The organism is Streptomyces kunmingensis (assembly GCF_039533535.1).
Taxonomy (GTDB): domain Bacteria; phylum Actinomycetota; class Actinomycetes; order Streptomycetales; family Streptomycetaceae; genus Streptomyces; species Streptomyces kunmingensis.
Map to the genome: position 1 here is coordinate 311,143 of NZ_BAAATS010000001.1, position 21,432 is coordinate 332,574.

The 21,432-nt window shown below is 70.8% G+C and carries 22 protein-coding genes; 10 read left to right on the plus strand and 12 right to left on the minus strand.

Annotated elements, in window-relative coordinates; genetic code table 11:
* The first annotated feature begins 191 nt into the window (after nt 1-191).
* From ABD366_RS01315 to dapD, 4 genes are read left to right on the plus strand one after another with little or no spacing between them, the layout of a single operon-like run.
* Nucleotides 192-1,583, plus strand: coding sequence for a hypothetical protein (locus tag ABD366_RS01315; RefSeq protein WP_324775485.1), 1,392 nt, complete (start codon nt 192-194; stop codon nt 1,581-1,583).
* A gap of 54 nt (nt 1,584-1,637) precedes the next feature.
* A complete protein-coding gene (locus tag ABD366_RS01320; protein WP_324775484.1) occupies nt 1,638-1,958 on the plus strand; it encodes a DMT family transporter in 321 nt (106 codons plus the stop codon).
* Complete coding sequence (locus ABD366_RS01325) at nt 1,958-2,494, plus strand: TetR/AcrR family transcriptional regulator (RefSeq protein WP_324775482.1); 537 nt, start codon at nt 1,958-1,960, stop codon at nt 2,492-2,494. The genes ABD366_RS01320 and ABD366_RS01325 overlap by 1 nt, the downstream gene beginning before the upstream one ends.
* 59 nt (nt 2,495-2,553) lie before the next feature.
* The gene (gene dapD, locus ABD366_RS01330) at nt 2,554-3,543 is read left to right on the plus strand and encodes a 2,3,4,5-tetrahydropyridine-2,6-dicarboxylate N-succinyltransferase (RefSeq protein ID WP_324775480.1); all 990 of its coding nucleotides are present in this window, start codon (nt 2,554-2,556) and stop codon (nt 3,541-3,543) included.
* On the opposite strand, the gene dapA is transcribed toward dapD, so the two are convergent.
* Nucleotides 3,540-4,427, minus strand: coding sequence for a 4-hydroxy-tetrahydrodipicolinate synthase (gene dapA / locus ABD366_RS01335; RefSeq protein ID WP_324775478.1), 888 nt, complete (start codon nt 4,425-4,427; stop codon nt 3,540-3,542). The genes dapD and dapA overlap by 4 nt on opposite strands.
* 212 nt (nt 4,428-4,639) lie before the next feature.
* Here dapA and ABD366_RS01340 point away from each other — a divergent pair, with 212 nt between their 5' ends.
* Genes ABD366_RS01340 through ABD366_RS01350 form a run of 3 tightly spaced genes read left to right on the plus strand, consistent with a single transcriptional unit; the run spans nt 4,640 to nt 5,756 of the window.
* On the plus strand, nt 4,640-4,930 hold the full coding sequence (locus ABD366_RS01340; RefSeq protein WP_324775476.1) for a hypothetical protein: 291 nt from the start codon (nt 4,640-4,642) through the stop codon (nt 4,928-4,930).
* Nucleotides 4,927-5,079 carry a hypothetical protein gene (locus tag ABD366_RS01345; protein ID WP_324775474.1) on the plus strand — a complete coding sequence of 51 codons (153 nt, stop codon included), beginning with the start codon at nt 4,927-4,929 and terminating at the stop codon, nt 5,077-5,079. Before ABD366_RS01340 ends, ABD366_RS01345 begins: the two co-directional genes overlap by 4 nt.
* A complete protein-coding gene (locus ABD366_RS01350) occupies nt 5,076-5,756 on the plus strand; it encodes a hypothetical protein (protein WP_324775472.1) in 681 nt (226 codons plus the stop codon). Before ABD366_RS01345 ends, ABD366_RS01350 begins: the two co-directional genes overlap by 4 nt.
* Here the strand turns inward: ABD366_RS01350 and ABD366_RS01355 are convergent.
* The gene (locus tag ABD366_RS01355; protein WP_324775470.1) at nt 5,753-7,579 is read right to left on the minus strand and encodes an endonuclease/exonuclease/phosphatase family protein; all 1,827 of its coding nucleotides are present in this window, start codon (nt 7,577-7,579) and stop codon (nt 5,753-5,755) included. The two genes, ABD366_RS01350 and ABD366_RS01355, sit on opposite strands and share 4 nt — an antisense overlap.
* Nucleotides 7,580-7,854: 275 nt before the next feature.
* On the opposite strand from ABD366_RS01355, the gene ABD366_RS01360 reads away from it, so the two are divergent.
* Nucleotides 7,855-9,300: a hypothetical protein gene (locus ABD366_RS01360; protein WP_324775468.1), complete on the plus strand. Its 1,446-nt coding sequence runs from the start codon at nt 7,855-7,857 to the stop codon at nt 9,298-9,300.
* 199 nt (nt 9,301-9,499) lie between these two features.
* Here the strand turns inward: ABD366_RS01360 and ABD366_RS01365 are convergent, their stop codons facing one another.
* The 3 genes from ABD366_RS01365 to ABD366_RS01375 form a co-directional block, all read right to left on the minus strand.
* Entirely contained in the window at nt 9,500-9,946 is a 447-nt protein-coding gene (locus tag ABD366_RS01365) for a hypothetical protein (protein WP_324775466.1), read from the minus strand.
* 28 nt (nt 9,947-9,974) lie between these two features.
* Nucleotides 9,975-11,114, minus strand: coding sequence for a chymotrypsin family serine protease (locus ABD366_RS01370; RefSeq protein WP_411293870.1), 1,140 nt, complete (start codon nt 11,112-11,114; stop codon nt 9,975-9,977).
* Nucleotides 11,115-11,176: 62 nt separating this feature from the next.
* Complete coding sequence (locus tag ABD366_RS01375) at nt 11,177-11,425, minus strand: hypothetical protein (protein ID WP_324775462.1); 249 nt, start codon at nt 11,423-11,425, stop codon at nt 11,177-11,179.
* Between the two features lie 305 nt (nt 11,426-11,730).
* Between ABD366_RS01375 and ABD366_RS01380 the strand changes: the two genes are divergently transcribed.
* Complete coding sequence (locus tag ABD366_RS01380) at nt 11,731-13,191, plus strand: alkaline phosphatase PhoX (RefSeq protein ID WP_324775460.1); 1,461 nt, start codon at nt 11,731-11,733, stop codon at nt 13,189-13,191.
* A gap of 4 nt (nt 13,192-13,195) precedes the next feature.
* Here the strand turns inward: ABD366_RS01380 and ABD366_RS01385 are convergent, their stop codons facing one another.
* The gene (locus ABD366_RS01385; protein WP_324775537.1) at nt 13,196-14,671 is read right to left on the minus strand and encodes an amino acid permease; all 1,476 of its coding nucleotides are present in this window, start codon (nt 14,669-14,671) and stop codon (nt 13,196-13,198) included.
* 127 nt (nt 14,672-14,798) lie between these two features.
* Between ABD366_RS01385 and ABD366_RS01390 the strand changes: the two genes are divergently transcribed.
* Complete coding sequence (locus ABD366_RS01390; RefSeq protein ID WP_344440895.1) at nt 14,799-16,037, plus strand: TerD family protein; 1,239 nt, start codon at nt 14,799-14,801, stop codon at nt 16,035-16,037.
* Nucleotides 16,038-16,047: 10 nt separating this feature from the next.
* Here ABD366_RS01390 and ABD366_RS01395 read toward each other — a convergent pair whose 3' ends face one another.
* From ABD366_RS01395 to ABD366_RS01420, 6 genes are all read right to left on the minus strand, one after another.
* Nucleotides 16,048-16,269: a hypothetical protein gene (locus ABD366_RS01395; protein WP_324777174.1), complete on the minus strand. Its 222-nt coding sequence runs from the start codon at nt 16,267-16,269 to the stop codon at nt 16,048-16,050.
* Nucleotides 16,270-16,343: 74 nt separating this feature from the next.
* A complete protein-coding gene (locus tag ABD366_RS01400) occupies nt 16,344-17,333 on the minus strand; it encodes a zinc-dependent alcohol dehydrogenase family protein (protein ID WP_324777175.1) in 990 nt (329 codons plus the stop codon).
* Nucleotides 17,330-18,163 carry a carbohydrate ABC transporter permease gene (locus ABD366_RS01405; protein WP_324777177.1) on the minus strand — a complete coding sequence of 278 codons (834 nt, stop codon included), beginning with the start codon at nt 18,161-18,163 and terminating at the stop codon, nt 17,330-17,332. Before ABD366_RS01405 ends, ABD366_RS01400 begins: the two co-directional genes overlap by 4 nt.
* A complete protein-coding gene (locus tag ABD366_RS01410; protein WP_324777179.1) occupies nt 18,163-19,104 on the minus strand; it encodes a carbohydrate ABC transporter permease in 942 nt (313 codons plus the stop codon). Before ABD366_RS01410 ends, ABD366_RS01405 begins: the two co-directional genes overlap by 1 nt.
* On the minus strand, nt 19,101-20,474 hold the full coding sequence (locus tag ABD366_RS01415; protein ID WP_324777181.1) for an ABC transporter substrate-binding protein: 1,374 nt from the start codon (nt 20,472-20,474) through the stop codon (nt 19,101-19,103). Before ABD366_RS01415 ends, ABD366_RS01410 begins: the two co-directional genes overlap by 4 nt.
* A gap of 153 nt (nt 20,475-20,627) precedes the next feature.
* A complete protein-coding gene (locus ABD366_RS01420) occupies nt 20,628-21,389 on the minus strand; it encodes a DeoR/GlpR family DNA-binding transcription regulator (protein ID WP_324777183.1) in 762 nt (253 codons plus the stop codon).
* Nucleotides 21,390-21,432 lie beyond the last annotated feature (43 nt).

Genomic DNA, 21,432 nt, shown 5'->3' on the forward strand with positions numbered 1-21,432 from the left:
GTCTGCCCTCACACGTTTCGTTGCCGGGCGCCGCTCCGTCGTGGTTGCTCGCGCCCACGCGGCGGAGCCGCACATCGATACAGCCCCGCGCCTCTACCGGCGCTGTTCGACCCCTGTACGCAAAGTAGACGCCCGCCGTTGGCGTACGGAGCGGAACCTTCCGTCGACATCAGGTCGACGAAGGAGCCCCCGTGCCGCATCCCGCCCCGCGCACCCGCATACGCCGCGCGAGCGTCGCCGCCGCCACCAGTGGCCTGCTCACGCTGGCCGCCGGCCTCCCGGCGAGCGCCGCCGCCTCGGCCACACCGACGATCTCGCTGTCGGCCGCCTACCTCAGCGGAGCGGTCGGCGGGACCGGTGAGCCCACCCTCACCGTGAAGGTCGCCCAGAGCGGCACCGACGCCGCCGCGCTCACCGTCACCGCGAGCGCCAGCAGCAGGACGTCCGTCGCCCGGACCACCGACGTGAGCGTCACCGGGACGGGTTCGAGCCGCACCGTGTCCGTCGCCGCGCGCGGTCAGGGGTACACGGACCTGACGCTGAAGGTGACGGGCAGCGGAGGCTCCTCGGCGACCACGAAGCTGCACTACGCCGCGTCGGCAGCGGTGAGCGGCGCCGCCGGCACGCGGTACTTCACCGGTTCGTCCGACGCGTCCGCCGCCGTCGACGTGGGCGGCGGCTATCTCGTCGTGGCCGACGACGAGTCCAATGTGCTGCGCCTCTACAACGGCGCGGTGTCCGGTGCGCCGGTGAAGACCTGGGACATGTCCTCGAAGGTCGACGCCGACAAGGAGATCGACATCGAGGGCGCCGCGCGCGTCGGCAACCTCATCTACTGGACGGGCTCGCTCGGCAACAACAAGGACGGCGAGTACAAGGCGGACCGCAACACCGTCTTCACCACGACGGTCAGCGGTTCCGGCGCCGCCACCGAGCTGACGTACGCGCACGCCTACAAGAAGCTGCGCGACAAGCTGGTCGACTGGGACGAGGACAACGGGGACCGGTACGGGTTCGCCGCCGGGACCGGGGACGGCCAGGCGCCCAAGCAGATCGACGGGTTCAATGTGGAGGGGCTGGAGTTCGCCCCCGGCTCCACGACCACCGCGTACCTCGGTTTCCGGGCGCCGCTCGTGCCGCCGAAGGGCGGGGGCAAGGGCCTGATCGTGCCCGTCACCAACGTCGACAAGGTCCTGGCGAGCGGTTCGGCGCCGGTGTTCGGCACCCCCATCGAGCTCGACCTGGGCGGGCTCGCCGTGCGCGACATACGTAAGAACGCCGCGGACCAGTACCTGATCCTGGCCGGCAGCTGGGCCGCCGACGACAACTCCGACCCCTACGCCCTGTACACCTGGGACGGCGTCGCCGGGCACGCGCCGGTCAAGGACGTGGACCTGCCCACCACCGATCCGGGCGGCTGGGAGGCAGTCGTCTCAGTGCCGGACCTCTCCGTGCCCGGGCAGCGCGCCCAGCTGATCACCGACGCGGGCTCCGCCGATCTGTACGGCGACGGCACCGAGGCCAAGGACCTGGACCACGACGAGTGGAAGAAGGCGCGGGCGGCCCTGTTCACGGTGTCGTAGGCCCGTCGCGCTCTTTGTGTACGGGCGTACGCAACGATACGTACACTCGTACGCATGGGATATGTGCTGCTGGCCGGCGCCATCGCCGCGGAGGTGGCCGCCACCACCGCCATGAAGTACAGCGAGGGGTTCAGCAGGCTCTGGCCCTCGCTGATCACCGTCACCGGATACGTGATCGCGTTCGCGCTGCTCGCCCAGACGCTGAAGACCGTCCAGATCGGTACCGCGTACGCGATCTGGGCGGGCGCCGGCACCGCGGTCATCGCCGCCATCGGCATGATCTTCCTCGGTGAGGGCCTCAGCCTCGCCAAGGTCGCCGGGATCCTGTTCGTCATCGGCGGCGTCGTGCTGCTGAACCTGGGCGGGGCGCACTGATGCCGCGGCGCTACGACCCCGAGCGGCGCCAGCGGATCATCGACGCGGCGATCCGGGTGGTGGGGGAGAAGGGGATCGCCGGGCTCAGCCACCGCACCGTCGCCGCCGAGGCCGATGTGCCGCTGGGCTCCACCACGTACCACTTCGCGACGCTCGACGAGCTGATGGTGGCCGCGCTGCGGCAGGCCAACGAGGGGTTCGCCAAGGTCGTCGCGGCGCGCGGTGCCTTCGACGACCCGCGCCGCGACCTCGCCGACGAGCTCGCCGGGCTGCTCGGCGAATGGCTGGGCGGCGAGCGCACCGGCGTGGAGCTGGAGTACGAGCTGTACCTCGCCGCGCTGCGCAGGCCCGCGCTGCGTCCCGTCGCCGCCGAATGGGGCCAGGACCTCGCCGGCCCGCTCGCCGAACGCACGGACCCGGTCACCGCCCGCGCCCTGGTGGCCCTCCTGGACGGCATCTGCCTGCAAGTGCTGCTCACCGGCGGGGAGTACGACGCCGCGTACACGCGGGAGATGCTGGCCCGGCTCATTCCGTAGCCCGAGACGGGGCCGAGGCTGGTTGGCCTCGGTGACCCCGGGCCGGTTAGGTTGCCCTCATGACCGACACGACTGCTACTCGTTCCACCGGCGCCGTCGCCGCAGGCCTCGCCACCGTCACCACCGACGGCACCGTTCTCGACACCTGGTTCCCGGCGCCCGAGCTCGTCGCCGAGCCCGGCCCGGCCGGCACGGAGAAGCTCTCCGCCGACAAGGCCGTCGAGCTGCTCGGCGAAGGCGCCGCCAAGGCCATCGGCCCGGACGCCCGCCGCGGCGTGGAGATCGTCGCCGTACGTACGGTCATCGCCTCCCTCGACGACAAGCCGCTGGACGCGCACGACGCGTACCTGCGACTGCACCTGCTCAGCCACCGTCTCGTCCGCCCGCACGGCCAGAACCTCGACGGCCTCTTCGGCCTCCTCACCAACGTGGCCTGGACCTCGCTCGGCCCGGTCGCCGTGGACGACGTGGAGAAGGTGCGGCTCAACGCCCGCGCCGAGGGCCTGCACCTCCAGGTCACCTCCGTCGACAAGTTCCCGCGGATGACCGACTACGTCGCGCCCAAGGGCGTGCGCATCGCCGACGCCGACCGGGTCCGCCTCGGCGCGCACCTCGCCGGGGGCACCACGGTCATGCACGAGGGCTTCGTGAACTTCAACGCGGGCACGCTCGGCACGTCGATGGTCGAGGGCCGCATCTCCGCGGGCGTCGTCGTCGGCGACGGCTCGGACATCGGCGGCGGCGCCTCCACCATGGGCACGCTGTCCGGCGGCGGCAACGTCCGCATCGTCATCGGCGAGCGCTGCCTGATCGGCGCCGAGGCGGGCGTCGGCATCGCGCTCGGCGACGAGTGCGTGGTCGAGGCCGGTCTCTACGTCACCGCGGGCACCCGCGTGACCATGCCCGACGGCCAGATCGTCAAGGCCCGCGAGCTCTCCGGAGCCTCGAACATCCTCTTCCGCCGCAACTCGGTGACCGGCACCGTCGAGGCCCGCCCGAACAACGCGGTGTGGGGCGGCCTCAACGACGTGCTGCACAGCCACAACTAGGAGAGCAGTACCTCGTACGCCGCTCGCAACCCGTCGACCGCCTGCCGGTCGGCGGGGCGCAGCGGCGGGCGGACCGGGCCGCCGCCGGGCAGACCGAGATCGGCCAGCAGCGCCTTGGCCGTCACGGTGCCGGGCAGGCCCGCGCTCATCATCAACTCCGTGAGTGGGATGGTGTGTTGCTGGTGGCGCGCGGCCAGGGCGGTGTCGCCCGCGTCGAACGCGTCGATGATCGCCCGGAAGGCGCCGGGCACCACGTTCGCCACGGTCGAGACGTAGCCGGCGCCGCCGAGGGCGTACAGCGCGAGGACGTACTCGTCGCAGCCCGTGTAGTACGCGAGATCCGTCGCGGCCATGACCTTCTGGGTACCGAGGAGGTCGTACGCGCAGTCCTTCACGGCGACGATGCGCGGGTGCTCCGCCAGGCGCAGCATCGTGTCCGGCTCGATACGGGTGCCGGTGCGGCCGGGGATGTCGTACAGCATCACCGGCAGGTCCGTCGCGTCCGCCAGCGCGCGCAGGTGCTCCTCGACGGCGTCCTGCGGCGGGCGGCTGTAGTACGGAGGGGCCGCCAACAGGCCGTCGGCGCCCGCCTGTCGGGCCTGCCGGGCGAGGTCGAGCGTGTGCCGGGTGTCGGCCGTGCCCACACCGGTGAGGACGGCCGCCCGCCCGCCGGCCGCCTCGCGCACCGCCCGCACCAGGTCCGCCTTCTCGGCGTCCGTCGTGGTGGAGGACTCGCCGGTCGTGCCGGACAGCACGAGGCCGTCGCAGCCCTCGGTGACGAGCCGGTCGGCCAGCTTCTGCGCGGCCTCCAGGTCGAGGGCGCCGCCCTCGGTGAAGGGCGTGACCATGGCGCACAGGGCGCGGCCGAAGTTCGTGTCGCTCATGGGAGCAGTGTCGGCGGCCCCACCGTGAAGCTCCACTTAAATCTGCTACGAGGTCGAGCGGAGCAGCGCTGAAGGTTGCGGGGAGCGGGGGGCGTCTTCCGGACCTTTTGAGCGATTTTTGGCCGAGAGGGCGTCTTCAGGTTGCGCGGCCGGGCTCCGATGAACTCCACAGAAGGTGTCGACCGGTTCATAAGAGGTTCGTGGTGCGAGACGTGGCGACCGCCCTGGCCATGCCCCTGCTGATGTGCGCGAGCGGGATCTACGCGGCGGGCGACGCGTGGTGGCGCCGCCGGCGCAGGTCATCGGCGTCGTATGTGCAGGTGAGGCGGGACCGGGCGGCGGAGCGGGCGGTCGCGGTGGCCGAGGCGGTGGTGGCCGACGAGTACGCGTTGCTCGTCGCCGACGGCGCGGACGCTGATGCCAAAACGTCCGGCATGCGCCACCATGAGAGGCCGGTGACCGACGACCGCGTCGCCGAAGGCCGTTCAGGGGAGGCAGCATGAGGCTCGGCAAAGCACTCGCCACCGGGATCGCCGAAGAAGCGCCGCGCGAGGCCGGGAAGAGTGAAGCAGGCCCGCAGGACCAGGAGTTGACGATCGGGGCGACCGTCGACGAACTGCCGGAACCCGTCGAGGTCCCGGCCGCCCGATGAGGCCCCGGCTCCCCGACGAACGCCCGACGGAGCCGCCCACCGGATACAAGATCGCCCACCCCGTGCTCGACGCCGACGGTGGGTGCGCCGGGTTCCTCGGCGTCTCCCTCGGCGCGGCCGCGCCCTACCGCGTGCTCGACGAGGCGCGCTGCGTCTACGGCCGCCGCCACCGGGCCCCGCACCGGCGCTGCGACTGCGGCTTCCACTGCGTGCACGAACGCCGGGTCGCCGCGGGCCTGTTGGTCCAGGCGGAGTACCGCAAGGCCGTACTGCTCGAGGTCTCGGTCCTCGGCTCCTACATCCGCTTCGAGCGGGGCTTCCGCTACGAGCGGCAGCGGGTGCGGACCGCGACCGTCGGCCCCTGCCCGTGCGGCGCGACGGCCTCCGTGCTGGCCGACGCCGGCTGGGGCCGGGACGGGCGCCGGGTCCTGGAGGCGGCGTGCGGCGGCTGCGCGGGCGGCCGGCGGCGCTGGACGCTGGACACGTTCGCGCGGCTGGCCGGGGACGGGCTGACGGTGTGGGCCGAGCCGGGCACCGGGCCGGTGGGCCCGGCACCCGACATGCCGGAACTGGTCGCCGAGGCGGCCCTGTTGCAGGCCCGGCTCGACTGGTTCCAGGGGCAGTTGTCACGCCTCGGCAGAGCGATGGGCGGCGACGGCCCGCACCCGAGAGACTAAGGACGCAGGCGCAGTACCTGCGGGTCGTGGTCGCTGATCTGGTCGTGGAACTCGCTGTTGATGTGCACGCTGTCGTAGCGGAACGCGGCCTTCTTCCGGATCGAGGGGCTGATCAGGATCTGGTCGAGGACCTGGCTGTTGCCCTGGTAGTCGTAGGTGTACCGCTCACTGCGCGGCAGCGACTTGATCGCCGACCAGAGCGCTCCGCCGTCCTCCAGGCGCTGCGCCGTCCCGGAGAACTCGAAGTCGTTGATGTCACCGAGCGCGATGACGTCGGCGTTCTTCTGGACCTTCAGGACGGACTTCACGAAGGAGTTCACGGACACCGCCTGCGCGTGGCGCTGCGTCTCCGAGCTGCGCGCCGGGGGCTGGAACTGCGAGGTCAGGCCCTGGTCACCGCCCTTCGACGCGAAGTGGTTGGCGATGACGAAGACGGTCTTCCCGCGGAAGGTGAACTCGCCGGCGAGCGGCTTGCGGCTGTTCTTCCAGGCCTCGTTCGCCGGGTCGATACGGCCGGGCGATGCGGTGAGCGCGGCCTTGCCGTGGCTGCGGACCACGCCCACGGGCGTCGTGGCGTCGCCGCCCGCCCGGTCCGTGAACGACACGCGCTCGGGGTTGAAGAGGAACGCCTGGCGGATGTTGCCGCCGGGCTCGCCGCCGTCCTGCTTGTCGACCGGGTCTATGGAGCGCCACTCGTAGCGGGGACCGCCCGCCGCGACGACCGCGTCGATCAGCTTGCCAAGGGTCACGTCGGCGGCGACCGTGCCGTCGTCCTTCGCGCCGTTGTTGTCCTGGATCTCCTCCAGGGACACGATGTCGGGCGACTTCAGGTTGTCCACGATCGCGGCCGCGTGCTCCTCGAACGTGGCGTCCGTCGGGTCGAGGTTCTCGACGTTGTACGTCGCCACGGCCAGCTCGCCCGACGTCTGCGCCCGGGTCGTCTCACGGGCGAGTCCCGACTGCTTCAGGGTGCCAAACTCCCGTGCCACCAGCGTGTATCCACCGTACTGGCTGAAGTCGAGCGGGCCCTCGGTGCTGCCGTACAGGACATCGCCGACGTTCGCCGCGGGGAAGTCGGCGGCCGCGCCCAGGGACTGGATCTGGAGGCGGCCGGTGTTCTGCGAGGTGTACGAGCCGTACCGGGCGCCGCCCCGCGCGGTCGGGTTCTCGGCGGGCTTGACCGTGACCCACAGCTCCGCGTACGGGTCGCTGGCGGTGACCACGCGCGAGGAGCCGATCCGGATGTTCTGGCCCTCCAGGGACTCGTAGTAGTCGAGGGCGTACTTCTTCGGCCGCAGGGTCAGGCCGTTGACCGAGCCGTTGGCCGCCGGGTCGCCCGCGGGCGTGTACGCGGCCGGGACCGACTTGGCGCCGACCGTCGTGACCGGCACCTCGTTGCCGGAGGAGACCACGGCCACCGTCGGCTTGGTGATCTCGGTGAGCGACTGGTTGCCGGACGAGGCGCCGCCCGGGACGTACTCGGACACCGTGCCCGAGACGGTCACCGCGTCGCCCACCTGCACGGCCGGTGCGGAGCCGGTGAAGACGAAGACGCCCTCACTGGTGGCGGGGTCGTCGTCGGGCGCCGTGTCCTGGAACCAGAAGCCACGGGACGAGCCGTACGTTCTGACCCCGGTCACCACCCCCGTCACACCCGCGACCTGCTGGCCGGCGAGCGGGGACGTGCGGGTGGCGCCCTGGATGTCGTGGATGGCGACGGTGGCCGCGTGCGCGGGGGACGTCACGACGACGGCACCGGTGGCGCAGCACGCGGTGGTGACGGCGAGAGCGGCGAGGCGGGAGCGGGAGAACACAGAGAACACAGAGGACACAGGGTGCGCGGACTTGCTCGGCAAGGGGATCCCTCCGGGGACGTGCGAGTGGCGAGCGCCGGGACGAGGGCGGAACGAGGCGGGAGCGCGAGGTGGCTCTACGCTTTCTACGCGCGTCAATCTCTTTCCTGCGCCCGGGAGTTGTCAAGGTTTCGCGGGTGTCTCCCGGGCGACCGAAACCTGACGGGTACATGAACCGGGCAGCAAAGGGTCAAATCCGTCTAGGCTGAGCGGTCGCACCGTACGCCTCTGAGGAGAACCAGCCGATGTCAGACAGCTCCCCCCTGCCGCCGGTCCGGCTGCCCGCCGAAGCGGAGCTGGCGCGGGACGCCCTTGCCAGCCCCCTCCTGTCCCGCGCGGTGCGTCTCGCCCGCTGGGCCGGGCCCGACACCCGGGTCGGTGCCGGCGGTGAGCTCGCCGAGGAGCAGCTGCCCGCCGCCGCGGCCGAGCTGGGACTGAGCGGCGACGAGGACGGCGCCGCGCACACGAGCGAGGCGTGGAACATCGCCGTCGACACCGGCCTGGTCGAGGTCGTCGACGAGGAGGAGGGCACCGTCGCCGTCGGCGAGGAGCTCGGCACCCTCACCGCGGGCAGCCCCTCGGACGTGCTCGGCCTGTGGCTCGGCGCCCTCGACGTGGTGCTCGCCGACGCCACCGTGCCCGACCTCGACGACCTCGCGGGCGCCCTGGAGGAGAGCGGCGAGATCGACTTCTCGGAGCTCGACTGGGACCCCGAGGCGGAGGCCGAGTTCCTTGAGGGCGTGCTCGGCAATCTGTACCTGCTGACCGTCACCGACGGCGGCGCCGGGGACGGGCCCGTCCCGCTGCCCGCGCTCGCCGCGTCGATGATCGTGCCCGACGACATGGGGGAGCCCACCGACGACATCCTGGAGCAGGTGTCGGACGCGATGATGCGGCTCGACGACCAGTTCCGGCTGCTCGAACCGATCGGCCTCGTGGAGTTCCAGCCGGTCGACGAGGCACTGATGGCCGAGGTCGACGCCGACGAGCCGGTCGCCGGCCCCGATGAGTCTCTTGCCGAGGCGGACGTCGCCCGGTACGGCATGGTGCGGCTCACCCCGCTCGGCCTGTTCGGGATCCGCTCGCGGATGCTGGAGGCGGGGGTGCCCGCGCCCGCCGTCGGTGACCTCGTCGACAAGGGCGCGGGCACGCTGCTCGACGGCGTCTCCACGTTCCCGCAGGCGGCCGCGCAGGCCGAGATCGAGCAGTGGCTGGCGCGGCGTGAACCGCTGGATGCGGCCCGGGAGCTGCTCGCCGCTGCGCGCGGCGCCGACGCGGGCGCGCCGCTGCGCCGGCTCCGCTGCCAGCAGGCGCTCTCGCTGGTCGGCGCCGAGGCCGAACCGGCGCTGCGCGAGGTCCTCGACGACGCCGAGCTGGGCGGCCTCGCCCGGGTCTGGCTCGCCGAGCACGGCGTTGCGGACGTACCCGCGCCGTCGGAGGACCTGATCTTCTGGCTCACCGTCGACACGATCGCCGCGCAGCTCTCCCTGGAGGGCAACTCGGACGAGCTGCAGGCCCTGGTCGAAGGCCTCGCCGCGCAGCACAGCGGCTTCTTCTCGGCGGCGTGGCGGGTCGAGCACCCCGCCACGGCCGATGTCCTGGAGGCGATGGGCCGCCTCCACCCGGACAAGAAGGTGGCCAAAGAGGCCCGTAAGGCGGCTTTCAAAGCGAGGTCGGCCTCCGCCGGTTGAGCGGGTTTCAGTGATACCCCGCCCCCTGGGGCGCGGGGAACTGCGCGACCAGCCACGTACCAGCCGCACGCGCCGTGACACCTCGCGAGGCAGACGCGTCTGCGGACCGGTGCGGGCTGAGCGCGCAGTTCCCCGCGCCCCTTTCGGGGCGGGGCCCGGTGAGGGCCACCTCGATCCTCACCGGCCCACTCCCCACCCCCTAACAGAGATACCGCGTCGTGTGCTTGAACGACGAGCTCGCTCCGTCGAACCCGTACGTGCCCCGGTACGCCGGAGGGTTCTGGTACTCGCCGACCACGGTGATGGTGTTGGCGCAGGACCCCTGGCCCGAGCGCTTCGCGTCGAGGCGGAGCGTGTCGCCGATGAAGCCGCCCGTGATGTCCCACGGGGCGCCGCAGATACCGGACGTGATCTGCCCGCCGGTCACCACGTAGGGGTGCGTGTTCGGGTTGACCTTCGCCGTGATGGCGAAGGTGACCGCGCCGTTGTTGAGCTGGAGCTTGCACTCGACCGTGACCGCCTCCGCGGACACGTCCTGCTGCGCGGCGAACGCCTCGTCCCGCGTCTTGACCTCCGCGCCCTGCGGATTGTGGAAGCGGTGCTCGCCGCGGGACTGGCCCTTCTGCTTGCGTGCCTGAGTCGTCATGGACCGGCCTCCCTTCGGGATTCGGGTGTCAGGCGAGCTGTTCGGAGATCTCGACGCGCAGCAACGCGCGTACGTTCTCGATGTGGTTGAGGATGGTGACCTGCGGCGAACCGGCGTACAGCAGACCCACCGCCACGTTGTCGAGCGAGGTCACCAGGGACCCCGAGTCGCCGCCGGCCGACATGCTCGTGGTCACGATCTGGTCCTTGAACCGGGCCGTGCCGGCCGTGCCGTAGTTGACGTCGACCGTCGCGTCGACGGCCATGATCCGGCCGAAGGAGATGTTCGTCGTGCGGCCCGTCTTCTTCACGAGGTCGCCGACCGCGACGTTCGCCTTGCGGCGCCAGGCGCGCGGAGCGCCGCTGAAGTACTGCTCACGGGTGGCGTCCTCGAACTGGACTTCGCCGAGGGCGCAGTCGACCACGTTGTTCTGCTGCTCGAGCGGCGTCTGCGGAGCGAACTGGATGGTGATGAACCGGGACAGCACCGCGATGCGGTCCGCGGGGTCCGTGCCGCCGTCGAAGCGGCCGGGCTGCACGATGGGGCTGCCCAGCTGGGCCCGGTTGGAGTCGGCGAGGACGTGGTTGTTGGAGAGGACGTAGAACTTCGCCGGGGTGCCGAGCCCGGGGCCCGGCGGGTCCACCGTCGCGCCCGGCAGGAAGTCGTAGACCACGCTGCCGAGGGTGCCGGCGGTGACGGCCACGTTGCCGACCGAGAAGCCGGAAGGGGCGGGCCGCATCCGGCGGACGAGGACCTGCGGCTCGAACGTGCCGAGTCCGCCGATCTCCTCGAGCCGGGGCCGGCCGAACCCGGCGAACTGCTGGGTGACGCCGCCGTCGGGCCCGTAGCCGACGCCTTCCTCGGTGCGCGCGCCGGCCGGCCTGAGCTGGCGGCGCTGGGCGGAGATCTGGCCGACGGCCACGATGTCGGTGGGGGTGCCGTCGTCCATCTGCCGCGGGATCACATCGCGTTCGGGCAGCATCGATTCGGGCAGTTTCTGGGTCACGAAGACCAGGACGGCGGGCTCGCCCGTGGGCTGCCCGTCGCTCCACTTCACGCCGTGGCCGAAGCCGACCACGTTGGCCAGCGGCGCCTCGCGCCGCAGGAAGTCACCGGTCGCCTGCTGGCGGGAGCTGTCGCTGAGCTGACCGCCCGCGGGTCCTCGCATCAATTCGGGCTGGTTCACGCCGGACCACCTCTTCCCCTGACTTTCGCCTGAGTACGAGGTCCCTACGACTCGCCGTCCGCTCCGTCCTGAGCGTGGACGGCGCCGATCGCGAGGACGCGCACCGGCACCCCGTCGAGTTCGTCGGGAACCACGTCGTGCGCACCGAGCCGGTCGCGGGGCACCTTCCGGGTGACGAAGACGACGATCACGTCCGCGCCCGAGTGCTCGTCCCTGCCGGTACCGACTCCGGTGACATGGGCCAGCTTCAACAGCCGGCCCTCATGGAGATCGCGTGCCTGACGTGCGTCCACTGGGCTCGCCACCCCCTAGGCGGGTGATGCAGTGATGCAGGTACCGCCTGTCTATTGCCGCTGAGCAGGGTGGTCAAGGCGTTCCGCGTGAAATCTTGGGATCGGCCGTGATATGTGCTTGTTGACCTTCTTTACGAAGATTCTTCCCGCCACCCGGAGGTTCACGGAAGTCTTGGAAGCGGGCCCCTGGACGTAGGACGGTGTTCAACCGCCGTTCAGGCACAGGCGGGAGCGTGTGGCCGGAAACAGGGTCCGCGACCCCACCCGGCCCCGCCCCCGTTCACCGTCAGCAGGAGACAGCCACCATGTCACTCACTCGCAGGGACTTCGCCGTACGTTCCGCGGCCACCGGCGCGGGCGTCGCTCTGGCCGGGTCCGTCGGCGCCCTCGCCACGGCGCCGGGCGCGCTCGCCGCCACGGACGACGCCGACGACGCCGCCCTGGCCGGCAAGGGCCATGGTCACGGCCACGGCCATCACGGCGCCGGCTACGGTCCGCTGCGCTCCGACCCCAAGGGCATCCTCGCGCTGCCCGCCGGCTTCTCGTACAAGATCATCACGTACTGCGGGAAGACCAAGCTGGAGTCCGGCGAGTTCACGCCGTCCAACCACGACGGCACCGCCACCTTCGACGGCCCGCGCGGCGCCACCCTCCTCGTCAACAACCACGAGCTGGCGGGCGCCCGCGCCTCCTGGCCGCACCCGGTGCCGCTCACCGAGGGCCTGGTCTACGACCCGATGGCGGCCGGCGGCTGCACGGTCGTCGAGGTCCGCCGCGGCGGCGAGGTCGCCGAGTGGGTCGGCATCGCGGGCACCGCCACCAACTGCGCGGGCGGCTCCACCCCTTGGCACACCTGGCTGACCTGCGAGGAGACCGAGGACAAGGCCGGCAAGAACGGCTTCACCAAGGACCACGGCTACGTCTTCGAGGTCGACCCCGCCGACAGCCGCGCCAACCGCTCCCCGAAGCCGATCAAGGCGTTCGGCCGGTACGCGCACGAGGCGGTCGTCATCGACCCCAAGCGCGGCCACGCGTACCTCACCGAGGACGCCTCGGGCCCCAACGGCCTGCTCTACCGCTGGGTGCCGCCGCACGGCTTCCACCACGGCCGCGGCAAGCTGCGCACCCTCGCCGACGACGCGGGTGTGCTCCAGGCCTTCAAGTGCTTCGACTCCGGCGGCCGCTTCGTCGACGACCTGTCGCGCGCCACGAAGACCGGCACGGTCTACGGCGTGGACTGGGTCGACGTCCCCGACCGCGACGCCAAGACGGTCTCCACCCGCAAGCAGTTCAAGGACGGCGAGATCACCCGCGCCCGCAAGCTGGAGGGCATGTGGTGGGCGGACGGCGGCGCCTACGTCGTCGCCTCGTTCGCCCGTGACGAGAGCCCCGTCGCCCACGACGGCCAGGTCTGGTTCTACGACCCGAAGCGCCGCACGATCACGCTGAAGGTGCTGCTCGGCGTCAACCCGGACCCGTCCGTCGACGGCGCCTTCGACGGTCCGGACAACATCACCGTCTCCCCGTACGGCGGTCTGGTCATCGCCGAGGACGGCGAGGGCGTCCAGCACCTGTTCGGCGCCACCGAGCGTGGCAACACGTACCCGATCGCGCGCAACGAGCTGAACATCGGCACCGAGGAGGACCCGGAGTACAGCGAGTTCACCGGCGTCACGTTCTCCCCTGACGGGCGCACCCTGTACGCCAACATCCAGACGCCCGGCATCATGCTGGCGATCACCGGCCCCTGGAAGCGCCAGCGCTGATCTCTCAGCCCAGCGGGTCCACCGGGGGCGCCTCCTGTTCGGCGGCGATCCGGTGGACCCGTCGCCGTACCGCGAACCAGCCGCCCGTCAGGGCGAGCGCGATCGGGATCAGCAGCAGCACCGTGTCGCGGCCCGCGCCGTCCGTGTCGAACCACATCATCACGAGCACCGCGAGCAGGAACGCGATCGTCGTCAGCTCGATCCACGGCGAGGCCCACAGCCGGAACGCGGGCCGCCGCACGAGCCCCTGCTTCGCCCGCCGGACGAAGACCAGATGGCAGATCATGATCATGCACCAGGTGGAGATGACGCCGAGCGAGGCGACGTTGGTGACGATCCCGAACGCGTCCTCGGGCAGCCACGCGTTCAGCGCGACGCCGAGCAGCGCCACCGTCGCCGTCAGCAGGATGCCCGCGTACGGGACATGGCTGCGGCTCATCCGCGCGGTGAAGGACGGTGCCGAACCGGCCATCGCCATCGAGCGCAGGATGCGGCCGGTCGTGTAGAGGCCGGAGTTGAGGGACGACATCGCGGCCGTGAGCACGACCAGGTTCATGATGCCGCCCGCCGCCGGCACCCCGATCTTCGACAGGACCGTCACGAACGGGCTCTCGCCGGCCGAGTACGCCGTCCACGGCAGCAGCAGCGTCAGCATCACGACCGAGCCGACGTAGAAGATGCCCACCCGCCACATGATCGAGTTCACGGCCTTCGGCACGACCGTCGCCGGATCCTCCGTCTCGCCCGCCGTCACCCCGACCATCTCGACGGCCGAGTACGCGAAGATCACCGTCTGCGTGATGAGGACGACGGGCAGCACACCCATCGGGAACCAGCCCCCGTGATCACCGATGAGCGAGAGACCCGCCGCGTGGTCCGCGATCTCCTTGCGCGAGGCGAGGAAGAAGATGCCGATCAGCAGGAACACCACGATCGCGGTGACCTTGACGATGGCGAACCAGAACTCCATCTCGCCGAAGCTCTTCACGGAGATCAGGTTCACGGTGAGCACGATCGCCAGCGCGATCGCCGCCAGCACCCACTGCGGGACCGACGTGAACATCGACCAGTAGTGCACGTACAGCGCGATCGCCGTGATGTCGGCCATCCCGGTGGTCGCCCAGTTCAGTACGTACATCCAGCCCGCGACGTAGGCGCCCTGCTCGCCCAGGAACTCGCGGGCATAGCTCACGAACGAGCCCGACGACGGGCGGTGCACCACGAGTTCGCCGAGGGCCCGCACCACGAAGAACGCGAACACACCGCACACCGCGTACGCGATCGCCAGCGCGGGGCCGGCCTTGGCGAGGTTTCCGCCCGCGCCGAGGAAGAGCCCCGTGCCGATCGCGCCGCCGATCGCGATCATGCTGATGTGGCGTGGCTTGAGGGCCTTGCTGTAGCCGAGGTCGCCCGCGTCGGAGACCCCCTCGGCGGTGGTGGGATCGTCCGGCGGAGTTCCATGATGAGAGCTTTTGTGCAGGTTCACGCCGGAAACTCTCGCATTGCGCGTCGCTCTGACGGTGGCGCCGTCAGCGGGGCCCGGAAGAAAAAGTCCTGGGTAAGGGAACGGTAAAGCGGACCCGCTCGTTACCCCTGGCATGACAGCTATGACCCCAGGTTCGAACATCCCGCTCACGGCCCAGCGTGTCGCGGTGGACGTCTCGGCCCCCGTGCGGCTCGACGTGTCGGGCCTGCTGCTCACCGCCGACGGCAAGGTGCGCTCGGACGACGACTTCATCTTCTACAACCAGCCCGCGGGCCCCGGTGTCACGTACACCTCGGGCGGCGGCACGAGCCCCGACTCGATCACGGTGGACACGGCCGCCGTCCCGCCGGGCATCGAGAAGATCGTCGTCACCGCGAGCCCCGACGCCGCGGGCCAGACGTTCCAGGGCATCGAGCCGACGGCCACGGTCCGCAGCGCGGACGACGGCGCGGTCCTGGCCACGTTCACGCCGCCGCAGCTCGGCGCGGAGACGGCACTGGTCGTCATCGAGGTCTACTTGCGCAACGGGGCGTGGAAGGCCCGCGCCGTCGGCCAGGGTTACGCCGACGGGCTCGCCGGTATCGCCACCGACTTCGGCGTATCGGTCGAGGAACCGGCCGCGCCCGCGGCCCCTGTCGCCCCGCCCGTCGCGGCTCCGGCCGCCAGTCCCGCCGCCGCCATGCCCGCGCCGACCACCCCGCCGGTCGACCCGCGCATCGCCCCGCCCCCGCCGCCCGCCGCGGCCCCGGCCGCCGCGCCCGCCGCTCCCGCGCCCGGCTCGGGGAAGATCAACCTGGACAAGGGCCGCGTCTCCCTCCAGAAGAACCAGACGGTGTCGCTGGTCAAGGGCGGCAAGCCGCTGCTGAGCCAGGTCAAGATGGGCCTCGGCTGGGAGCCCGCGTTCCGCGGCAAGGACATCGACCTGGACGCGTCGGTCATCGCGTACGGCCCGCAGCGCAACCACGTGGACAGCTGCTACTTCGGCAAGCTCTCCATCGTGAACGGCGCGATCAAGCACTCCGGTGACAACCTCACGGGTGAGGGCGCCGGCGACGACGAGGTGATCGTCGTCGACCTGGGCCGCCTGCCGCAGGACGTCACGGGCCTGGTCTTCACGGTGAACTCGTTCTCGGGCCAGAAGTTCACCGACGTCGCCAAGGCGTACTGCCGGCTGCTCGACGCCGCGACCGGTGAGGAGCTGGTCCGCTTCGACCTGACGAGCGCGGAGGCGCAGACCGGCGTGATGATGGCCAAGCTCATCAAGCAGTTCTCCGGCGAGTGGGAGATGACGGCGATGGGCGACTTCGTGAAGTCCCGCACGGTGCGCGGCATGGTCAAGCCGGCGGCCCAGGCGCTCTGACGGAGCTCTGTCAGCGCTGGTTGCGCGGGTGGGAGCGGGCCTGGCGTTCGTTGCCCCGGCGGTAGTTGCCGGTCCAGCGGGCCATGACCAACTGGGCGTCCCCTGACGTCACTTCGGCCAGGAATTGCTCCGCCCGCGCACCGCGCAGCACACCCGCGTCACGTCCCGCGTGGCTGATCGTGACGCTGCCGTCGGCGCGTTCGGTATAGGTGAATCCCTGGGGTCTCGGCACGGTCGGGAGAGTAGCCCGACCGTGCCGCACCCGGCACCGATTTACGGCTCGCCCAGGGGCGATGACACAGGTTCTTACGGCACGACCACGATCTTGCGGCCCACGCCGGACGCGAACTGGTCGAGCGCCTGCGGGTACTGGTCGAGCGGCAGCCGGTCGCTGATGAAGACGTCCGGGTCGAGGACCCCGCCCGCGAACAGTTCCGCCGCCCGCTCGTAGCTGTGCAGGACCGCCATCGAGCCCGTGATGGTGATCTCCTGGTTGTAGATGCGGTACGGGTCGATCTCCACCCGGGTCGCGTAGTCCGCGACGCCGAACTGGAGGAACGTGCCCGCCTTGGCGACGCGGCCGAGGCCGTCCTGGATCGCCGCCGCGTTGCCCGTCGCGTCGATCACCACGTCCCAGCCCTCGGGCCGGTCCAGCTCGTCCGGGCCCGCGGCGGACGCCGAGACACCGAGCTGCTTGGCCGTCGCGAGGCGCTCCGGGTTCAGATCGACGACATCCACGCTGGCCGCGCCGGTGCGCTTGGCCAGCTCCAGCATCATCAGGCCCATGGTCCCCGAGCCGTAGATCAGCACATGCGAGCCGAGGCGGGACCGGAGGACGTCGTAGCCGCGTACCGCGCAGGACAGCGGTTCGATGAGGGCCGCGTCCTGGGTGCGTACGTGGTCGGGGAGGCGGACGCAGTTGGCGACGGGAGCAAGGGCGTACTGCGCCGCGCCGCCCGCCGTGGTGACGCCGATCGCCGCCCAGCGCTCGCAGAGGTTGCCGCGTCCGGCGCGGCAGAAGCGGCACTCGTGACAGTGCAGCGAGGGGTCGACCGCGACCCGGTCGCCGACCCGCACCTCCGTGACGGCGCTGCCGACCTCGGCCACCGTGCCCGCGAACTCGTGCCCCGGCACCACCGGCAGCGTGGGTGCGAACTCGCCCTGCCGGATGTGCAGATCCGTGCCGCACAGGCCGCAGGCCGCCACCTCCACGACGACGTCCCGGGGACCCGGTGTGGGGTCGGGCACCTCGCCGACGACGACCTTGCCCACTGACTCGACGATCGCGGCCTTCATTTCACTGCTCCCAACGACAGGCCCTGGACCAGCTTGTCCTGGGCGGCGAACCCCGCGGCGAGCACCGGCAGGGAGATCACGAGCGACGCGGCGCACACCTTCGCCAGGAACAGGCCCTGGCTGGTGATGAAGCCGGTCAGGAAGACGGGCGCGGTCTGGGCGACGACGCCCGTGAGCACCCGCGCGAAGAGGAGTTCGTTCCAGCTGAAGATGAAACAGATCAGCGCGGTCGCCGCGATGCCGGGCAGCGCGATCGGGGCCACCACCCGGGTGAGGACCGTGGGCAGCCGCGCGCCGTCGATCTGGGCCGCCTCGATGATCGCGACCGGTACCTCCGAGAGGAACGAGTGCATCATCCACACCGCGATCGGCAGGTTCATCGACGTGTAGAGGATGACGAGCAGCCAGATGTTGTCGAGGAAGTCCGTGTTCTTCGCGAAGAGGTAGATGGGCAGCAGGCCCGCCACCACGGGGAGCATCTTCGTGGAGAGGAAGAAGAACAGGACGTCCGTCCACTTCTTCACCGGGCGGATCGACAGCGCGTACGCCGCCGGCAGGGCCAGGATCAGGACGAAGAGCGTCGAGGCCAGCGAGGCCACCGTCGAGTTGATGAGCGCGGGCCAGGGGCTCGCGCCGCCGCCCGCGCCGAAGAAGTCGCGGTAGCCGTCGAGGGTGAGGGAGGCGGCGAAGGACGGCGGGTTGGTCGCCGCGTCCTCCTCGGAGTGGAACGACGTCAGGGTCATCCACGCGATGGGCAGGAAGAAGACGATGGCGGCCAGCCAGGCGACGAGGCCGAGGCCCTTGCTCTTGAAGAAGGTCGAGAGCGTCATCAGCGTGAGCCCTCCTCACGGAACAGGGACGACACGACGCGCAGCGCGAAGGTCGCGATGATGATGGAACCGATGACGACCAGGACGCCGGCCGCGGAGGCGAGGCCGTTCTCGTGGGCCTGGTAGAAGCTCTGGTAGACGGTGTAGGGCAGGTTCGCGGTGCCCAGGCCGCCGGAGGTGAGGGTGAAGACCGCGTCGAAGTTCTGCACGATGTAGATCGAGCCGAGGAGCGCGCCGAGTTCGAGGTAGCGGCGCAGATGCGGCAGCGTGAGGTGGCGGAAGACCTGCCAGGGGCTCGCGCCGTCCATCCGGGCCGCCTCGATGAGTTCGGGGGAGCGCGACTGGAGTCCGGCGAGCAGGATCAGCATCATGAACGGGGTCCACTGCCAGATCAGCGCCACCTCGACCGCGATCAGCGGGGTGTTGGAGATCCAGTCGGGCTGCGGGCCGCCGACGTAGTGCAACAGGCCGTTGAGCAGCCCGTATTCAGGGTTGTACAGGACGTGCTTCCACAGCAGGGCCGCCGCCACCGGCACCACCAGGAACGGGGCGATCAGGAGCGTACGGACCAGACCGCGCCCCTTGAACTTGCGGTCGAGGAGCAGCGCGAGGCCGAGTCCGACGATCAGGCTGACCAGGACCACGGTGACGGTCAGGACGATGGTCGTCAGGACGGACTTGCGCAGATCGGCGTCGGTGAGGACCTCGGAGTAGTTCCCGAACCAGGTGAAGTGGCGGGCGTCCGGGTACAGCGCGTTCCAGTCGAAGAGGGAGATCACCAGCGTGGCAACGAACGGCAGCTGGGTCACGACGATCATGAAGACGAGTGCGGGCAGGAGCGGCGCTCTCGTGGCCCAGGCACGGAGCTTCTGCGGCGCGGGACGCGAGGAGGGGGCACGGCCCTGGGCCACGGGGGCCGGGGCCACGGTCGGTGTCGTCATCGGCCCTCGTACTCCTTCGCGATCTCGGAGGCGAGTTTCTGGGACTTCTTCAGGGCCGAGTCGACGGACTGGCGTCCGGCGACGGCCGCGCTGATCTCCTGCGAGACCTTGGTGCCGAGGTCGGTGAACTCGGGGATGCCGACGAACTGGATGCCGGGCGCGGGCCGCTCCTGCACGCCCGGGTCGCGCGGCTTGGCGCCCTCGATGGCGGTGCGGGTCACGTCCACGAAGGCGGCGGCCTCTTCGCGGTACGCCGGGATCTCGTACGTCGAGGCGCGCTTGCCCGCGGGGACGTCGGACCAGCCGACCTTCTCGCCGACGAGCTTCTCGTACTCCTTGCCCGACGCCCAGGAGATGAACTTCCAGGCCTTCTCGGGGTTGGGGGAGGCTTTCTGCAGGCCCCAGGCCCAGGTGTAGAGCCAGCCGCTGTTCTCCGTCTTCTCGACGGGCGCGGAGACGTAGCCGATCTTGCCCTTGACCGGGGAGTTGGCGGATTCGAGCGAGCCCGCGGCGGAGGTCGCGTCGTACCACATGGCGGTCTTGCCCTGGGTGAGATTGTTGAGGCACTCGGCGAAACCGGCCTGGGCGGCGCCCGACTCGCCGTGCTCGCGGACGAGGTCCACGTAGAACTTCGTGGCGTCCTTGAAGCCCTTGTCGTCCAGGCGCGCGGTCCAGTCCTTGTCGAACCAGGTGCCGCCGAAGGTGTTCACGACGGTCGTCAGCGGCGCCATCAGCTCGCCCCAGCCGGGCAGGCCGCGCAGGCAGATGCCCTTCATGCCGGACTCGGCGCCGTCCACCTCCGCCGCGAGGTCCGCGACCTGCTGCCAGGTCGGGTGCGCCGGCATCTTCAGGCCCTTCTTCGCGAAGACGTCCTTGCGGTACATCAGGAACGACGACTCGCCGTAGAAGGGCTCCCCGTAGAGCTTGCCGTCCTCGCCGGTGAGCGACTCCCGCATGGGCTCGAGGATGTCCTGCTGGTCGAAGCCCGGGTCCTTCTTCACGTACGGGCCCAGTTCGTGCAGCCAGCCGTTGCGGGCGTAGATCGGTATCTCGTAGTTGCTCAGGGTCGCGACGTCGTACTGGCCCGCCTGGTTGGCGAAGTCCTGGCTGATCTTGTCGCGGACGTCGTTCTCCGGCAGGACGGTGAAGTTCACCTTGATGCCGGTCTCGCGGGTGAAGTAACGGGCGGTGAGCTTCTGCAACTCGGTCATCTGCGGGTTGTTGACCATCAGTACGTTGATGGCGTTGCCGCCCGTACCGAGCCCGCCGGCGCCGGCCCAGCAGCCGGACAGGAGGGGGATGAGCAGCGTCCCTGCGGCGGCACTGGCGAGCAGGGCGCCCGGCGGCCTCCGTCGGCTCTGGGTTCGCATGGATGCTCCTGGACTTATTTGGCGTATGGGGACGAAAGGGGCGTGCTTGGGTAGGTGGTTGCCCGACGGGTGGTGCGTGGGGTTGGCGGTGCGTGGGGTTGGCGGTGCGGGAGTGTCGTACGCGGGTGGGGGGTTGGTGTGGTGCCGGGGGTGTCAGACGCGGATGACCTGCGGGCCCATCAGCGAGTACCGGTGTGCCTCGGACGAGGGCAGCTGGCTGCCCGTGACGATCGCCTCCAGCGCGCCCACCGGGGCGAACCGGCAGAAGCTGACGGCGCCGAACTTGGTGTGCACGCCCGCGAAGACGGTGCGCCGTGCGGCCCTGATGGCCTGCGCCTTCACTTCGCTGACCGCGGGATCGGGGGTGGTCAGGCCGTGGTCGCGGGAGATGCCGTTCGCGCCGATGTAGGCGAGGTCGATGACGAAGCCGGCCAGCATCTTCGTCGTCCAGTGGTCGACGGTGGCGAGCGTGCCCGCCCGCACCCGGCCGCCGAGCAGCAGCACGGTGGTGTTGTCGGCCTCGGCGAGGGCGCCGGCCGTGGCCAGTGACGCGGTGACGACGGTCAGCGGCCGGTCCCGGGGCAGCGCCTCGGCGATCAGCTGCGGGGTGAACCCCTCGTCGACGAAGACGGTCTCGGCGTCCCCGAGCAGTTCGGCGGCGGCCGTGGCGATCCGCCGCTTCTCCGGCACATGCATCGTCGTACGGAAGGCGAGGGTCGTCTCGAACCCGGCGCTCTCCACCGGATACGCCCCGCCGTGTGTCCGCCGGACCAGACCGTGGTCCTCCAGGGCGCGCAGATCGCGGCGGACGGTCTCCTTGGCGACACCCAGCTCGACGGCGAGCTGCGTGACGTCGACGGACCCGGTGCGGCGTGCCGTGCGCACGATCTCCCGCTGCCGTTCCTCCGCGCTCATGCCGACCCGCCTCCCTGGAAGAGCTCCGTTGCCCGTTCGGGCC

Bases quoted from the DNA above. Each gene is read 5' to 3' on its own strand.
- ABD366_RS01320 (WP_324775484.1), top strand. From the start codon at position 1,638: ATGGGATATGTGCTGCTGGCCGGCGCCATCGCCGCGGAGGTGGCCGCC.
- ABD366_RS01325 (WP_324775482.1), top strand. From the start codon at position 1,958: ATGCCGCGGCGCTACGACCCCGAGCGGCGCCAGCGGATCATCGACGCG.
- dapD (WP_324775480.1), top strand. From the start codon at position 2,554: ATGACCGACACGACTGCTACTCGTTCCACCGGCGCCGTCGCCGCAGGC.
- dapA (WP_324775478.1), bottom strand. From the start codon at position 4,427: ATGAGCGACACGAACTTCGGCCGCGCCCTGTGCGCCATGGTCACGCCC.
- ABD366_RS01345 (WP_324775474.1), top strand. From the start codon at position 4,927: ATGAGGCTCGGCAAAGCACTCGCCACCGGGATCGCCGAAGAAGCGCCG.
- ABD366_RS01350 (WP_324775472.1), top strand. From the start codon at position 5,076: ATGAGGCCCCGGCTCCCCGACGAACGCCCGACGGAGCCGCCCACCGGA.
- ABD366_RS01360 (WP_324775468.1), top strand. From the start codon at position 7,855: ATGTCAGACAGCTCCCCCCTGCCGCCGGTCCGGCTGCCCGCCGAAGCG.
- ABD366_RS01365 (WP_324775466.1), bottom strand. From the start codon at position 9,946: ATGACGACTCAGGCACGCAAGCAGAAGGGCCAGTCCCGCGGCGAGCAC.
- ABD366_RS01370 (WP_411293870.1), bottom strand. From the start codon at position 11,114: ATGCGAGGACCCGCGGGCGGTCAGCTCAGCGACAGCTCCCGCCAGCAG.
- ABD366_RS01380 (WP_324775460.1), top strand. From the start codon at position 11,731: ATGTCACTCACTCGCAGGGACTTCGCCGTACGTTCCGCGGCCACCGGC.
- ABD366_RS01390 (WP_344440895.1), top strand. From the start codon at position 14,799: ATGACCCCAGGTTCGAACATCCCGCTCACGGCCCAGCGTGTCGCGGTG.
- ABD366_RS01400 (WP_324777175.1), bottom strand. From the start codon at position 17,333: ATGAAGGCCGCGATCGTCGAGTCAGTGGGCAAGGTCGTCGTCGGCGAG.
- ABD366_RS01405 (WP_324777177.1), bottom strand. From the start codon at position 18,163: ATGACGCTCTCGACCTTCTTCAAGAGCAAGGGCCTCGGCCTCGTCGCC.
- ABD366_RS01410 (WP_324777179.1), bottom strand. From the start codon at position 19,104: ATGACGACACCGACCGTGGCCCCGGCCCCCGTGGCCCAGGGCCGTGCC.
- ABD366_RS01415 (WP_324777181.1), bottom strand. From the start codon at position 20,474: ATGCGAACCCAGAGCCGACGGAGGCCGCCGGGCGCCCTGCTCGCCAGT.
- ABD366_RS01420 (WP_324777183.1), bottom strand. From the start codon at position 21,389: ATGAGCGCGGAGGAACGGCAGCGGGAGATCGTGCGCACGGCACGCCGC.